This window comes from Halomonas bluephagenesis, assembly GCF_054790765.1.
This window is the reverse complement of record NZ_CP133631.1, coordinates 2,261,514-2,274,754: the sequence shown is the minus strand read 5'-3', so window position 1 is coordinate 2,274,754 and position 13,241 is coordinate 2,261,514. Positions and strand designations below refer to the sequence as shown.

Sequence of the window (13,241 nt, the reverse complement as noted above, 5' to 3'; positions counted from 1 at the left end):
CCCGCAACTAAGAGAGATGACTATGACCACGGCTAACACTACACCACTCACCCTCCACGCCACCGCCTTGCTGCGCATCAGCTTGGGCGTGATGGCCTTAGCTCACGGCTTGCTTAAGGTATTTGTCTTCACCCTGCCAGGCACCGTCGGCTATTTTGAGTCCTTGGGATTACCGGGCGTTCTGGCGTACTTAACCATTACTGCCGAAATAGGCGGAGGCTTAGCGCTTTTACTGGGCATCTATACTCGCTGGGTGAGTCTTGCCCTCGTGCCGGTGCTGCTAGGCGCTGCTTCGGTCCACCTGGGTAATGGCTGGCTGTTCTCTAACGCTGGCGGCGGCTGGGAATTCCCTATTTTTTGGACGATTGCCCTTCTGGTACAGGCAGGCCTGGGCGGCGGTAGCGCTGTTGTCAGCCGCAAATTCGCTTAACCGCTCCGCCCGCATTGGCTTCGGCTTGTGCGGGCATCATTAGCCCCCTATAGGCTAACGGAGGTACTAAGATGCTACCCAGTCTGTTTATTTCCCATGGCTCACCCATGCTGGCGCTGAATACAACGCCAGCCCACACCTTTTTACGCGAACTGGGGAAGCGCCTTTCCCCTCGCGCGGTGGTCGTCGTATCAGCCCACTGGGAGAGCCTTACGCTTAATGTCAGCACTAGCGCACACCCAGAGACAATTCATGATTTTGGCGGGTTCCCACAAGCCCTCTTCGAGTGCCAGTATCCGGCTCCTGGCGACCCAGAACTGGCTAAACGAATTGCGATGATGCTGGGAGCCGAATGCGTAGAGCGAGGCTTTGATCACGGCGTCTGGGTGCCGCTTTCATTGATGTTTCCAGAAGCGAATGTGCCGGTCGTTTCCCTGTCGCTACCTGTGCGCTGGGGAAATGACGCACTAGTGACGCTAGGCGAGCGCCTATCCACCCTGCGAGAAGAAGGAGTTCTGATCATTGGCTCCGGCAGCCTGACCCATAATTTATATGAAATCCTGCCCCAGGGCAGCCTCGCCCCCGCATGGGTACATGAGTTTTCCCATTGGGTTAGCGAACATATTGAAGTCAATGATCGCCAAGCGCTACTCAGTTGGGAGCACGCTCCAAAAGCGCTTGAAAACCACCCGACCCCTGAACACTTCCAACCCTTGCTGGTGGCCATGGGGTCAGGTGGCGCTGCGACTCAGCTACACCACAGCGTAGAGCATGGCGTGCTGGCGATGGATGTTTACGCGTTTAGCTAACAGCAATACCTAAAGATACAGGTTGGGCTTTTCGGGCAGAGCTAAGATCACGCATTAAAAGCGCAAACTCAATCTGCTCAGGGCTAATGCTGACACCTGGCACGGGGAGGCGTACCCGATGCCCCGAGCCAGGTGCAGCGTGTTGGGCTTCGCCGCGCACGTTTTCCATGCGTTCAAGCACAAAGCGGTGATTGCCACTTGGCAGCATGAGCTCCATGCTATCGCCCACTTCAAAGCGATTTTTAACCTCAATGTCCAACCAGCCACGAATGGGGTCGTAGCCCAGCACTTCACCGACAAACTGTTGGTGCACACCGATGGAGCTACCCTGCTCATAACTTTGAAACTCATCGTGCACATGACGGCGATAGAAGCCTTCGGTATACCCTCTGTTCGCTAAGTTCTCTAGCTCGTCCATTAACCCCATATTAAAGGGGCGGCCTGCAACGGCGTCATCGATTGCGCGGCGGTAAACCTGCGTGGTCCGTGCGACGTAGTAATGGGATTTTGTCCGCCCTTCGATCTTGAGCGATGCTACCCCCATTTTTGTCAGGCGAGCCACGTGCTGTACTGCACGCAAATCCTTGGAGTTCATAATGTAGGTGCCGTGTTCATCTTCATACACAGGCATCAGCTTGCCGGGGCGAGTGACGTCTTCAATCAGCGCCGAAAGTTCGCTCTGATCAGCCCCCACCATTCTACCGCCATGCTGAGCTGGCATCAGGTCGCCCGTATCATCCTGGGTAGCTGCTATGGTGTTGTATTTCCAACGGCATGCATTGGTGCAGGTGCCTTGGTTGGGGTCGCGGTGGTTGAAATAGCCCGATAACAAGCAGCGCCCAGAGTAGGCAATACATAGCGCACCATGAACGAAGGTTTCGATCTCTAAACTGGGGCACTCGGCACGTATTTCGCCAATCTCATCAAGGGATAGCTCTCGAGACAAAATGATACGGCTGATGCCCTGGCGCTGCCAGAACTGCGCGGCGGCCCAATTCACTACATTGGACTGCACCGACAGATGGATCTCTTGATCTGGCCATCGATCACGAATCATCATAATCAAACCGGGGTCTGACATAATCAGCGCATCAGGCCCGGCCTCAATCACCGGTTCCATATCCCGAAGATAGGTTTTCAACTTGCTGTTGTGCGGGGCAATGTTGGAAGCAACATAGAACTTCTTACCTCGCGCATGAGCGTACTCAATACCACGGTGCAAATTATCGATTTTAAAATCGTTGTTACGCACTCGAAGTGAATAGCGAGGCTGACCCGCGTAAACCGCGTCTGCCCCATAGGCAAACGCGTAACGCATATTTTTAAAGGTACCCGCAGGCGAGAGTAATTCGGGAGCTTGCATAGACAGTCACCGTTATCAGGACGATGGCGCAAGTGCGCAGTGTTGAAAGTGCCGGATTATAACCAGCTCACACAGCCTGTCTTGCTCAGCTATCTACTTTGCTGATCCAGATAAAAAAGTAATGGTCAAAAGCCTCTTTTGACACTTACGACGATTAATAACAGCGGTGTTTTATGCCGTTGGGCGGGGTTTTAGCGTCGTGCGGCGGTCATGGTAGGCAATCGCTAATCCGCTACCCATAATCAGCACACTGCCCACCCATACCCACAAATCGGGCAGCTCTCCCCAGAACCACCAGCCGAGCAGCACCGCCCAGAGCATCGCCGTGTAATCAAACGGTGCGGCAATTGCGGCAGGGGCAAAGCGGAATGCCAGGGTAATAAACGCGGTCGCTCCAATACCTAAAACACCCGCGGCCAAAAAACCAAGCCAGTGCCAAGGCTCTGGAGTTTGCCAAACCCAGGGCAAACTCAGAGTAGTGACAACAAATGGCACTAACGTCATATAGAACACCATTGCCCATAGGTGCTCCCGAGCACCATAGCGCCGCGCGGTAATCATCATCAGGGCATAAAAAAAGGCCGCTCCTAAAAGCGTTAGCGTGCCAAGCTGGAATGCATCTCCACCGGGGCGAACCACAATCAGCACGCCGGCAAAGCCAACTAGCGACGCGATTAATACGGGTGGATCGATCCGCTCACCGAGCAACGGCACCGACAGCAGCGTCACAAACAAAGGCGCCACAAAAGCGATAGCCGTGGCTTCTGCAAGCGGCAGTAGGGTAAGCCCCCAGACAAAACACACCATCGTGGCGGTATAAATCAGCCCCCTTAAAAGGTGTACACGGGGGCGCTTGGTACGCAACTTGCGCAATCCTCCCGCAAAATGCGCCAACAGCGCAATTAGCGGCAATGACACCAGCGTACGAAAAAAAATAATCTGCAGTGGCGAGTGTACTTCACCCAGCCACTTCGATACCGCGTCACCAAGCGCTAAGAACAGAACCCCTAAGCACATACAGAGGATACCTTTTAACGACGTAGTCACGACGCTCTCCTTTGCCCTCCGGACACTTTATCAGCCGGGATAAAACAACTAATAAAAAACCCCGCCAATGTGTCACTGGCGGGGTCGTGGGTCTAACGTGGATTTACAAACTTGCGTTGACCACCATGCATTCCATCCCCTGCGCCTGGAGCGTCCTACAAGCGCGCCTGGCGCGAGCTTCGTCCAGGGCTACAACACGGGCTCGGAACACCGGCGTTTGTCCACCTAACGTATCAATAGCAACCCGACCGCCTACTTCATGGGGGAGTCGCTGGGCTGCCTGACGTGCCAACTGCTCAGCTCGTGCCGCTTGGCTAAAAGCGCCTACCTGTATCCCCCAGCTGCCTGCAGAAACAGCTCCCCGGGGCGTAGCCGCCAACTGACGCTCACGCTCAAGAAAAGCATTCAGCGGGTCTGGAGCGTTTGCGACGGGAGCCTCTGAGGATGCCTCCATGGAGCGCGCAAGACGATCTTCAATTTCAACAGCTGGCGCAGCAGCAGATGAAGGAGAAAGCGTTGTCGCCATTACATTGTTTGCGGCCGCTGCGTTACTCGCCATGACAGGACGATTAGAGGCTGACGGTGCCGGCACGGGACGTTGGCTAGGCGTGCCAGAAAAAGCCATAAACTCGCTAGAAAAATTAGTATTCGCCAGCCATGTCTGCTGGTCACGCAGTGCCGCACGAGCAAAGCTGCGATCCAACAGATTCGCCATATGAGTATCACGAGACGCCCCACTGAAGCCGCCCATTACAATCCCTACCAAACGACGATCGCCATGAACAGCCGTTGTCGCCACATTGAAACCAGATGCGCGAATAAAACCTGTTTTAAGACCATCCGCACCGGGGTAGTTTTTCACTAAACGGTTATGGCTGGGGTGCCGCGTACCGCGATAGGTGAATTCTTGTAGCCCAAAGTAATGGTAGTACTGGGGGAAGTCCTGCATCACTCTCACAGAGAGCGTCACCATATCCCGTGCCGTCGTAATCTGCTGGTTATCAGGCAAACCAGAAGCATTACGGAATGTGGTGGCATTCATCCCTAGCTCGCGAGCCTTAGCGGTCATTAGCTGTGCAAAACGTTGCTCACTGCCACCTAAAGCTTCAGCAACCACGACGGCAACATCATTAGCAGAGCGCACTGCCAATGCACGAATAGCGGAATCAACAGGAATAGTACTGCCCGCAGAGAGCCATAGTTTTACAGCAGGCATAGCCGCAGCTTGAGCAGACACAGGAAGTGGCTGGTTAAGGCTAAGCCGGCCATTTTCCAATGCTTCAAACGTAAGGTAAAGCGTCATCATCTTGGTTAACGATGCGGGGTAGCGACGCTCATCGGCATTTTCGGCGTACAGCACCTCTCCATTTTCCAAATCCACAACAATGCCTGCATAACGCGGATTTGCATGAGCACTCGATATTGCACCCAGCAGCAATACCATTAAAGACAGCGGAAGCCACCAACGCACAACTATCGTTGCGCACATTCCCCTTGTTGCCATACATGCCCCTTTCTTGTTTTGCGGTGGTATCACACTACCAAAAATTAACCTACATACCGTATTAAGAAATCTAAGACTAGCACGGTAATCCAGCAAGTGAATTAATAAAGCAGTATATATAGACTGAAAATACTATGAATAGACCAAAAAAAACCGACCCTAAGGGGTCGGCTTTCATTTTTGTTGAGCAACAGTACAGAAACTTACTCTTCTGCAGCTGCTTCTTCAACAACCGGACGGTCAACTAGCTCAACGAACGCCATGGGCGCGTTGTCGCCTGTGCGGTAACCGCACTTGAGAATACGGATGTAACCACCCGGACGCTCGGCATAACGCGGACCTAGCTCGTTGAACAGTTTGCCGACGGCTTCTTTGGAGCGCGTGCGGGCAAATGCCAAACGGCGGTTTGCAACGCTATCCTGCTTGGCTAGGGTAATCAGCGGCTCGATAACGCGACGCAGTTCCTTGGCCTTAGGCAGGGTTGTCTTAATGACTTCATGTTCGACCAGCGAGACAGACATGTTCTTAAACATGGCCTGACGATGCGAGCTGGTACGATTCAGATGACGACCACTCTTACGATGACGCATGGTTGTAATTCCTTACCAAACTGGGACTCAAGTCGACACTCACGCGGAGGCCTTGTCGTCCTTCAGGCTAGCGGGTGGCCAATTTTCCAACCGCATGCCGAGGGACAAGCCACGCGCTGCCAATACGTCTTTGATTTCATTCAAAGACTTTTTACCAAGATTCGGTGTCTTCAGCAGCTCAACTTCAGTGCGCTGAATAAGATCACCAATGTAGTAAATATTCTCGGCTTTTAGGCAGTTAGCGCTGCGAACTGTCAACTCAAGATCGTCTACGGGGCGCAATAGGATAGGATCAACAAGATCCTCTTCCTCTTCGACTTCCTGTTCTTTATCAGCTTCCAGGTCGACGAAGGCGGCCAGCTGCTCTTGCAGAATGGTCGCACTGCGACGGATAGCCTCTTCCGGATCCAGTGTACCGTCGGTTTCCAGATCGATAATTAACTTATCGAGGTCGGTGCGCTGCTCAACACGAGCGGCCTCAACCGAGTAGGAAACACGGCGAACAGGGCTGAAGGTGGCATCCAGCTGCAGGCGGCCAATAGCACGTGTCTCTTCATCTGAGCCACGAGCGTCAGCCGGTTCGTAACCACGACCCAGCGCTACCTTAAGCTGAATTTTCAGCTCGGCACCTTCATTGACATGAGCAATGACGTGATCCGGGTTGACGATTTCGACGCTATGATCAAGCGCAATGTCGCCAGCGGTGACGACAGCTGGGCCCTGCTTGTTCAGCGAGAGCACCGCCTCATCGCGGCTGTGCATCTTGATCGCAACATCTTTCAAGTTCAGGAGGATTTCGATGACATCTTCCTGCACCCCTTCGAGTGCACTGTATTCGTGCTCTACACCGGCAATTTCAGCCTCTACCACGGCAGCGCCGGGCATGGACGAAAGCAGAATGCGACGAAGTGCATTCCCCAGGGTGTGGCCAAATCCGCGCTCGAACGGTTCGAGAACGATTTTGGCATGATGTGCGCTGATTTCTTCGACCTTGATGTCGCGAGGGCGAAGAAACTCTGTCACTGAACGCTGCATATGAACACCTTTCAGGCTGCCAAACGGATACTGAGTACTCTAGAGAACAATACTCAAGAGCATCTGGGCGGTTAGCTTTGCTACCCCGCCCAGGTCTCAAGAAGCAGAAATGTAAATCAAACTGCTTACTTGGAGTACAGCTCGACGATCAGGTTTTCGTTGATGTCGGCAGTCAGGTCACCGCGTTCAGGCAGAGCCTTGAAAGTGCCTTCCATCTTCTTGGCGTCGATTTCGATCCAAGCGATGTCGCCACGGTTGGCCGCAATGGTCAACGAGTGTTGAATACGCGCTTGGTTCTTCGCCTTTTCGCGAACAGAAACAACGTCACCGGGCTTCACTTGGTAGGAAGCAACGTTAACGGTGCGGCCGTTCACGGAAATCGCCTTGTGGCTGACCAGCTGACGCGCTTCAGAGCGAGTCGAGCCAAAGCCCATGCGGTAGACGACGTTATCCAGTCGGGATTCAAGCAACTGCAACAATACCTCACCAGTCGCGCCTTTCAGGCGAGCGGCTTCTTTGTAGTAGTTGCGGAACTGCTTTTCGAGTACGCCATACATACGGCGTACTTTTTGCTTCTCGCGAAGCTGCAAGCCGTAGTCGGAAAGACGCTGACGACGCTGGCCGTGTACACCCGGGATTTGCTCGGATTTACACTTTTTCTCGAAGGGAGTAACACCGCTCTTTAAAAAGAGGTCGGTGCCTTCACGACGAGACAGTTTGCACTTCGGTCCAATATAACGAGCCATGAATCTGTCTCCTTAAACGCGGCGTTTCTTAGGCGGACGCCAGCCATTATGGGGAATGGGCGTCGCGTCAGTGATGCTTTGCACGCGGAAGCCGGCGGCATTGAGAGCGCGCACGGCGGATTCACGGCCGGGACCGGGGCCTTTGACCAGCACGTCTACGTTTTTCACACCATACTCGGCTGCAGCAGTTGCTGCACGTTCGCTTGCCACTTGAGCAGCGAACGGGGTGCTCTTACGAGAACCACGAAAACCCGAACCACCGGCTGGTGCCCAAGAAAGAGCATTGCCCTGGCGGTCTGTGATCGTCACGATCGTGTTGTTAAAAGAGGCGTGGATATGCGCTACGGCGTCCACTACCTGCTTTTTAACCTTTTTACGGTTACTACGCGGGTTAGCCATGTTGATGTCTATTCCTGTCTTTACGCCAGAACGTGCGTGTTATTTGCGGATCGGCTTACGCGGGCCCTTACGGGTACGCGCGTTAGTCTTAGTCCGCTGACCACGCAGCGGAAGACTACGACGATGACGCAGACCACGGTAGCAGCCTAAGTCCATGAGACGCTTAATGTTAAGCGTAACATCACGACGAAGGTCGCCTTCTACGGTGTACTTACCAACTTCAGAACGCAGGGTATCCAGCTCATCGCTAGATAGATCCTGGATCTTGGTAGTAGGCGCGATACCGGCAGCAGCACAAACGTGCTGAGCGCGGGTACGGCCAATCCCGAAGATATAGGTCAGCGAGATCGCCGCATGCTTGTTGTCCGGGATATTGACGCCTGCAATACGGGCCATCAGCTTACTCCGAAATTTGAGCGGCTTTCTCGTTTATTCATCTACAAAAGGCGCAACAGCATACCCCTTTATAAGCCTTATGGCAAGGGGTATGCCGGCACCCGCTTAAAAACAACCCAGGAATTAACCCTGGCGCTGCTTGTGCCGTGGTTCGATGCAAATGACGCGGACAGCGCCATTGCGACGAATGATCTTACAGTTACGGCACATCTTCTTTACGGAAGCTCGAACTTTCATCGTTCTCTCCAAATCGCAACGGCGCGCCTCAGCGCATGATGCCGCCGCTACCGTAGCCTTTCAGGTTGGACTTCTTCATCACCGAGTCATATTGATGCGACATGAGATGCGACTGCACCTGGGCCATGAAGTCCATGATGACCACCACCACGATCAGAAGCGAGGTACCACCGAAGAAAAACGGCACGTTCCACGCAACAATCAGGAACTGGGGCATCAAGGAAACCGCAGTGATATACAAGGCACCGAACAAAGTAAGACGAGTCATTACTTTATCGATATAGCGAGCGGTCTGCTCGCCGGGGCGAATGCCCGGCAGGAAGGCGCCTGACTTTTTAAGATTGTCAGCCACATCCTTGGGGTTGAAGACCAGCGCTGTGTAAAAGAAGCAGAAGAATACCACTGCCGCCGCGAAAAGCAAGATGTAAAGCGGTTGGCCAGGGCCTAACGCTTGTGATGCACGCTGTAACCACTCCATTCCTTCGCCAGCACCTACCCACTGACCAATAGAGGCCGGGAAGAGCAAAATACTGGAGGCGAAGATCGCTGGAATAACACCAGCCATATTCACTTTCAAAGGTAGGTAGCTGCTTTGGCCTGCATACATCTTATTGCCGACCTGTCGCCTGGGGTAGTTCACTTTCAAGCGGCGTTGGCCGCGCTCAATGAACACCACAAACGCAACGGTAGCAATACCTAGCACTGACAGCGCTAACAGCGGAAGAACATTCCAGGCACCTTCATTACGAGCAAGCTCGAACGCTTGCCCAACGGCACTGGGCAGCCCAGCGACGATCCCCGCGAAAATCAGCAGCGAAATACCGTTGCCGATACCCTTCTCGGTGATCTGCTCACCTAGCCACATCATAAACACCGCACCTGATACAAACGTAATCACGGCGGTGAAAAAGAAGCTAAAGTCAGCGCTGTATGCGATACCTTGGCTAGCCAGACCGACGGACATACCGGTAGCCTGGACAAAAGCCAGTAGCACCGTGCCGTAGCGGGTGTACTGGCTAATCTTGCGGCGGCCAGCCTCGCCCTCTTTCTTGAGCTGTTCAAGATGAGGGGAGACCGCAGTCATAAGCTGCATGATAATCGACGCCGAGATATAGGGCATTATGCCCAGGGCGAGGACGCTCATGCGCTCCAGGGCGCCACCCGAGAACATGTTGAACATGCCTAGGATGGTACCCTGTTGCTCCCTAAACAAGGCAGCAAGCTGGTCAGGATTGATACCGGGAACGGGAATGTGGGCACCAATACGGTACACCACGATGGCGAGGAGCACGAAGCGCAAACGCGCCCACAGTTCACTCAGACCGCTGCCCATCGCCGGCATATTTCCTGACTTGGCCATTTAGTCCTCTACCTTGCCGCCGGCGGCTTCGATCGCTTCACGGGCACCTTTGGTGACCTTGATACCACGAACGGTAACCGCCTTGTTCAGTTCGCCAGAAAGGATGATCTTCGCGTGAAGCGTCGCATCCTTTAGCACGTTGGCTTGCTTCAGGGTTTCCATAGTGACTTCGTCACCGGTAACCTTAGCAAGTTCAGCCAGACGTACTTCTTCAGATACCAGCGACTTAGCAGACGTAAAGCCAAACTTCGGCAAACGACGCTGTAGTGGCATCTGACCGCCTTCGAAACCAGGCTTGACGCTGCCGCCACTGCGAGATTTCTGACCTTTGTGGCCACGGCCGCCGGTCTTACCAAGACCGGAACCGATACCACGTCCAACGCGCTTTTCAGCGTGTTTGGAGCCCGGTGCAGGGCTCAGGGTATTGAGTTTCATGGATTACTCTCCCTCAACGCGCACAAGGTAATTAACCTTGTGGATCATGCCGCGTACGGCAGGGGGGTCTTCCAGCTCAACCGTATGACCGATGCGACGCAGACCCAGGCCCTTCATAGTAGCCTTGTGCTTGGGCAAAACGCCGATGGTGCTGCGGATCTGGGTAACCTTGATCGTTGCTGCCATGGTGCCTTACCCCGTGATCGCTTCGACAGACAGACCGCGCTTAGCGGCAATGTCTTCCGGTGCTTGCATGGAGGAGAGACCTTTAACAGTCGCTCGTACCACGTTAACCGGGTTGGTGGAACCGTAGCACTTGGCCAGTACATCATGGACACCAGCGAGCTCTAGTACAGAGCGCATGGCACCGCCAGCGATGATACCGGTACCTTCAGAGGCCGGCTGCATGTACACCTTAGAAGCACCGTGACGGGCTTTTATCGGGTACTGAAGCGTATGGCCTGCAAGGTTAACCTTGACCATGTTGCGACGAGCTTGATCCATCGCTTTCTGAATCGCAACCGGCACTTCACGCGCCTTGCCACGACCAAAACCGACACGACCTTTACCATCACCAACGACGGTCAGCGCGGTGAAGCCGAAAATACGACCACCTTTGACCACCTTGGCGACGCGGTTGACCTGCACTAACTTCTCTTGCAGATCACCGCTTTGCTGTTCGTTCTTCGCCATCGTAAAACCCTTTAGAATTCCAGGCCGCCTTCACGAGCGGCGTCGGCCAGAGCCTTAACGCGACCGTGATACTTAAAGCCAGCACGATCGAAGGCCACCTGGGTGATGCCTGCTTCTTTAGCGCGTTCAGCAATCAGAGCACCAACCTTAGAGGCTGCTTCTGCGTTGCCTGTCGCACCCTCGCGCAGTGCTTTGTCCAGCGTAGAAGCACTGGCTAGCACTTTGCCACCATCCGGCGAGATAATCTGCGCATAGATGTGACGCGGGGTACGATTGACGCACAGGCGATACACGCCCAGCTCGCGGATCTTTGCGCGAGCGCGGCGGGCACGACGGAGACGAGATTCTTTCTTCGCGTTCATAACCCTGCCTTACTTCTTCTTGGCTTCTTTGCGACGCACCTGCTCGTCGGCGTACCGAACACCCTTGCCTTTATACGGCTCAGGGGGACGGAAGGCGCGGATTTCCGCGGCGCACTGGCCGAGCATCTGCTTGTCCGCGCTTTTCAGCACGATCACGGTGTTCTTCGGCGTTTCCGCTGAGACACCCTTAGGCAGTTCATAGTCGACCGGGTGCGAGAAGCCCAGTGAAAGATTGAGCGTCTGGCCCTTAGCTTGGGCACGATAACCGACGCCTACAATTTCGAGAGTTTTTGTGAAACCCTCGGATACGCCCGTTACCAGGTTCTGAACCAAGGCGCGGGTAGTACCGGCCATTGCCCAGCTCTTGGCAGACTCACTCGGGGCGAAGGTCAGCTGGCCATCTTCTTGTCCAATCACCACATCCTGGTGAATGGTCATAGATAGCGTGCCCTGGCCGCCTTTGGCGGTCAGCTGGCCAGCGTCGATTTTAATCTCGACACCAGCAGGCACTTTAACCGGATATTTCGCTATGCGGGACATTCCAGCCTCCTAGAATACGGTGCAGATGACTTCGCCACCGACGCCTGCTTGGCGCGCGGCACGATCGGTCATGACACCATTAGAGGTGGTGACAATCGCGATACCCAGACCATCGGCGACCTTAGGCAGGTTGTCCTTGCCCTTATACTGGCGCAGAGACGGCTTGGAAACCCGCTGAATGTGCTCAATAACCGGCTTACCCTCAAAGTACTTGAGAGTAACGGTCAGCTCGGGTTTAACGCCTTCAGCCACCGTAAAGTCGGTAATGTAGCCTTCTTCCTTTAACACGCGGGCCACTTCCACTTTCAGCTTGGAGGACGGCATGGTAGCCGTCTCCTTGGTGGCCATCTGCGCATTGCGGATACGGGGAAACATATCCGCTAGAGTGTCTTGCATGCTCATTTAATGTGCGCTCCTGATGATTCGACGTGACGTTACCAACTGGACTTCTTCAGACCAGGGACGTCGCCACGCATGGCGGCTTCACGCAGCTTGTTACGGCCAAGGCCGAACTTGTTGTAAAAACCGTGCGGACGGCCAGTCACGCGGCAGCGGTTACGCTGACGCACCGGGCTTGAGTCGCGCGGCAGTTGCTGCAGCTTCAGCGTCGCCTCGAAACGTTCTTCTTCAGAAGCGTTCACGTCCGAGATGATTTTCTTGAGCTCTGCGCGCTTAGCCGCATACTTCTCGACTAGCTGAGTACGCTTGAGCTCGCGCTCTATCATACTTTTCTTAGCCATGATCCAACCCTTATTTCTTAAACGGGAAGTTCAGTGCCGCTAATAGCGCACGACCTTCCTCGTCGGTGTTGGCGGTAGTAGTGATAGTGACGTCCAGCCCCCGGATACGATCGATCTTATCATACTCGATCTCTGGGAAGATGATCTGCTCACGCACACCCATTGAGTAATTGCCGCGACCGTCAAAAGACTTCGGATTGAGACCACGGAAGTCACGCACGCGGGGAATCGCAATGTTCACCAAGCGGTCCAGGAAGTCCCACATACGCGCTGAGCGCAGTGTAACTTTGACACCGATAGGCCAACCTTCGCGCACCTTGAAGCCCGCGATGGACTTGCGTGCCTTGGTCACCAACGGTTTTTGACCGGAGAGTTTCTCCAAGTCGCCGATGGCATTGTCGATCAACTTTTTATCGCTGACCGCTTCGCCGATACCCATGTTCAGAGTCACTTTCGTGATCCGGGGTACCTGCATTACGTTGGCGTAGCTGAACTGCTCTTTGAGCTGTGCCACGACCTCGTTTTGATAACGTTCTTTCAAGTTCGCCATTTTGC

At 54.3% G+C, this 13,241-nt stretch carries 20 protein-coding genes; 2 read left to right on the top strand and 18 right to left on the bottom strand.

Going from position 1 to position 13,241, the window contains the following annotated elements; all coding sequences use genetic code 11:
* The first annotated feature begins 22 nt into the window (after positions 1–22).
* Both REH51_RS10130 and REH51_RS10125 read left to right on the top strand, forming a co-directional pair.
* On the top strand, positions 23–430 hold the full coding sequence (locus REH51_RS10130) for a DoxX family protein (RefSeq protein WP_009723875.1): 408 nt from the start codon (positions 23–25) through the stop codon (positions 428–430).
* Positions 431–501: 71 nt separating this feature from the next.
* The gene (locus REH51_RS10125; protein ID WP_009723876.1) at positions 502–1,239 is read left to right on the top strand and encodes a DODA-type extradiol aromatic ring-opening family dioxygenase; all 738 of its coding nucleotides are present in this window, start codon (positions 502–504) and stop codon (positions 1,237–1,239) included.
* Here REH51_RS10125 and trhP read toward each other — a convergent pair.
* The 18 genes from trhP to rplE all read right to left on the bottom strand — a co-directional run bounded on the left by trhP (position 1,232) and on the right by rplE (position 13,236).
* Positions 1,232–2,602, bottom strand: coding sequence for a prephenate-dependent tRNA uridine(34) hydroxylase TrhP (gene trhP / locus REH51_RS10120; protein WP_009723877.1), 1,371 nt, complete (start codon positions 2,600–2,602; stop codon positions 1,232–1,234). The two genes, REH51_RS10125 and trhP, sit on opposite strands and share 8 nt — an antisense overlap.
* A 171-nt stretch (positions 2,603–2,773) precedes the next feature.
* Positions 2,774–3,649 carry a DMT family transporter gene (locus tag REH51_RS10115; protein WP_039869309.1) on the bottom strand — a complete coding sequence of 292 codons (876 nt, stop codon included), beginning with the start codon at positions 3,647–3,649 and terminating at the stop codon, positions 2,774–2,776.
* A gap of 103 nt (positions 3,650–3,752) precedes the next feature.
* Complete coding sequence (locus REH51_RS10110; RefSeq protein WP_498935604.1) at positions 3,753–5,153, bottom strand: D-alanyl-D-alanine carboxypeptidase; 1,401 nt, start codon at positions 5,151–5,153, stop codon at positions 3,753–3,755.
* A 203-nt stretch (positions 5,154–5,356) separates the two neighbouring features.
* Positions 5,357–5,743: a 50S ribosomal protein L17 gene (gene rplQ / locus REH51_RS10105; RefSeq protein ID WP_009723880.1), complete on the bottom strand. Its 387-nt coding sequence runs from the start codon at positions 5,741–5,743 to the stop codon at positions 5,357–5,359.
* Between the two features lie 39 nt (positions 5,744–5,782).
* Positions 5,783–6,778, bottom strand: a complete 996-nt coding sequence (locus tag REH51_RS10100) for a DNA-directed RNA polymerase subunit alpha (protein WP_009723881.1) — start codon at positions 6,776–6,778, stop codon at positions 5,783–5,785.
* 125 nt (positions 6,779–6,903) lie between these two features.
* Positions 6,904–7,524, bottom strand: a complete 621-nt coding sequence (rpsD, locus tag REH51_RS10095) for a 30S ribosomal protein S4 (RefSeq protein ID WP_009723882.1) — start codon at positions 7,522–7,524, stop codon at positions 6,904–6,906.
* A 12-nt stretch (positions 7,525–7,536) separates the two neighbouring features.
* Positions 7,537–7,923: a 30S ribosomal protein S11 gene (rpsK, locus tag REH51_RS10090; protein ID WP_498935603.1), complete on the bottom strand. Its 387-nt coding sequence runs from the start codon at positions 7,921–7,923 to the stop codon at positions 7,537–7,539.
* 39 nt (positions 7,924–7,962) lie between these two features.
* Complete coding sequence (gene rpsM, locus REH51_RS10085; protein WP_009723884.1) at positions 7,963–8,319, bottom strand: 30S ribosomal protein S13; 357 nt, start codon at positions 8,317–8,319, stop codon at positions 7,963–7,965.
* Between the two features lie 123 nt (positions 8,320–8,442).
* Positions 8,443–8,556 (bottom strand): 50S ribosomal protein L36, encoded by a 114-nt coding sequence (rpmJ, locus tag REH51_RS10080; RefSeq protein WP_009099023.1) that lies wholly within the window; start codon positions 8,554–8,556, stop codon positions 8,443–8,445.
* 28 nt (positions 8,557–8,584) lie between these two features.
* On the bottom strand, positions 8,585–9,916 hold the full coding sequence (secY, locus tag REH51_RS10075; RefSeq protein ID WP_009723886.1) for a preprotein translocase subunit SecY: 1,332 nt from the start codon (positions 9,914–9,916) through the stop codon (positions 8,585–8,587).
* Positions 9,917–10,351, bottom strand: a complete 435-nt coding sequence (gene rplO, locus REH51_RS10070) for a 50S ribosomal protein L15 (protein ID WP_009723887.1) — start codon at positions 10,349–10,351, stop codon at positions 9,917–9,919. It lies immediately after the preceding gene.
* A gap of 3 nt (positions 10,352–10,354) precedes the next feature.
* On the bottom strand, positions 10,355–10,537 hold the full coding sequence (gene rpmD, locus REH51_RS10065) for a 50S ribosomal protein L30 (RefSeq protein ID WP_498935601.1): 183 nt from the start codon (positions 10,535–10,537) through the stop codon (positions 10,355–10,357).
* A gap of 6 nt (positions 10,538–10,543) precedes the next feature.
* Complete coding sequence (gene rpsE / locus REH51_RS10060) at positions 10,544–11,044, bottom strand: 30S ribosomal protein S5 (protein ID WP_009723889.1); 501 nt, start codon at positions 11,042–11,044, stop codon at positions 10,544–10,546.
* A gap of 11 nt (positions 11,045–11,055) precedes the next feature.
* The gene (gene rplR / locus REH51_RS10055) at positions 11,056–11,406 is read right to left on the bottom strand and encodes a 50S ribosomal protein L18 (protein ID WP_009723890.1); all 351 of its coding nucleotides are present in this window, start codon (positions 11,404–11,406) and stop codon (positions 11,056–11,058) included.
* Positions 11,407–11,415: 9 nt separating this feature from the next.
* Complete coding sequence (rplF, locus tag REH51_RS10050; RefSeq protein ID WP_009723891.1) at positions 11,416–11,946, bottom strand: 50S ribosomal protein L6; 531 nt, start codon at positions 11,944–11,946, stop codon at positions 11,416–11,418.
* Positions 11,947–11,955: 9 nt separating this feature from the next.
* The gene (rpsH, locus tag REH51_RS10045; protein ID WP_498935599.1) at positions 11,956–12,348 is read right to left on the bottom strand and encodes a 30S ribosomal protein S8; all 393 of its coding nucleotides are present in this window, start codon (positions 12,346–12,348) and stop codon (positions 11,956–11,958) included.
* Between the two features lie 32 nt (positions 12,349–12,380).
* Complete coding sequence (rpsN, locus tag REH51_RS10040) at positions 12,381–12,686, bottom strand: 30S ribosomal protein S14 (RefSeq protein ID WP_009723893.1); 306 nt, start codon at positions 12,684–12,686, stop codon at positions 12,381–12,383.
* A gap of 10 nt (positions 12,687–12,696) precedes the next feature.
* The gene (gene rplE / locus REH51_RS10035) at positions 12,697–13,236 is read right to left on the bottom strand and encodes a 50S ribosomal protein L5 (RefSeq protein ID WP_009723894.1); all 540 of its coding nucleotides are present in this window, start codon (positions 13,234–13,236) and stop codon (positions 12,697–12,699) included.
* Positions 13,237–13,241: the final 5 nt, after the last annotated feature.

Coding starts and splice junctions, on each gene's coding strand:
- REH51_RS10130 (WP_009723875.1), top strand. CDS start 23: ATGACCACGGCTAACACTACACCACTCACCCTCCACGCCACCGCCTTG.
- REH51_RS10125 (WP_009723876.1), top strand. CDS start 502: ATGCTACCCAGTCTGTTTATTTCCCATGGCTCACCCATGCTGGCGCTG.
- trhP (WP_009723877.1), bottom strand. CDS start 2,602: ATGCAAGCTCCCGAATTACTCTCGCCTGCGGGTACCTTTAAAAATATG.
- REH51_RS10110 (WP_498935604.1), bottom strand. CDS start 5,153: ATGGCAACAAGGGGAATGTGCGCAACGATAGTTGTGCGTTGGTGGCTT.
- rplQ (WP_009723880.1), bottom strand. CDS start 5,743: ATGCGTCATCGTAAGAGTGGTCGTCATCTGAATCGTACCAGCTCGCAT.
- REH51_RS10100 (WP_009723881.1), bottom strand. CDS start 6,778: ATGCAGCGTTCAGTGACAGAGTTTCTTCGCCCTCGCGACATCAAGGTC.
- rpsD (WP_009723882.1), bottom strand. CDS start 7,524: ATGGCTCGTTATATTGGACCGAAGTGCAAACTGTCTCGTCGTGAAGGC.
- rpsK (WP_498935603.1), bottom strand. CDS start 7,923: ATGGCTAACCCGCGTAGTAACCGTAAAAAGGTTAAAAAGCAGGTAGTG.
- rpsM (WP_009723884.1), bottom strand. CDS start 8,319: ATGGCCCGTATTGCAGGCGTCAATATCCCGGACAACAAGCATGCGGCG.
- rpmJ (WP_009099023.1), bottom strand. CDS start 8,556: ATGAAAGTTCGAGCTTCCGTAAAGAAGATGTGCCGTAACTGTAAGATC.
- secY (WP_009723886.1), bottom strand. CDS start 9,916: ATGGCCAAGTCAGGAAATATGCCGGCGATGGGCAGCGGTCTGAGTGAA.
- rplO (WP_009723887.1), bottom strand. CDS start 10,351: ATGAAACTCAATACCCTGAGCCCTGCACCGGGCTCCAAACACGCTGAA.
- rpmD (WP_498935601.1), bottom strand. CDS start 10,537: ATGGCAGCAACGATCAAGGTTACCCAGATCCGCAGCACCATCGGCGTT.
- rpsE (WP_009723889.1), bottom strand. CDS start 11,044: ATGGCGAAGAACGAACAGCAAAGCGGTGATCTGCAAGAGAAGTTAGTG.
- rplR (WP_009723890.1), bottom strand. CDS start 11,406: ATGAACGCGAAGAAAGAATCTCGTCTCCGTCGTGCCCGCCGCGCTCGC.
- rplF (WP_009723891.1), bottom strand. CDS start 11,946: ATGTCCCGCATAGCGAAATATCCGGTTAAAGTGCCTGCTGGTGTCGAG.
- rpsH (WP_498935599.1), bottom strand. CDS start 12,348: ATGAGCATGCAAGACACTCTAGCGGATATGTTTCCCCGTATCCGCAAT.
- rpsN (WP_009723893.1), bottom strand. CDS start 12,686: ATGGCTAAGAAAAGTATGATAGAGCGCGAGCTCAAGCGTACTCAGCTA.
- rplE (WP_009723894.1), bottom strand. CDS start 13,236: ATGGCGAACTTGAAAGAACGTTATCAAAACGAGGTCGTGGCACAGCTC.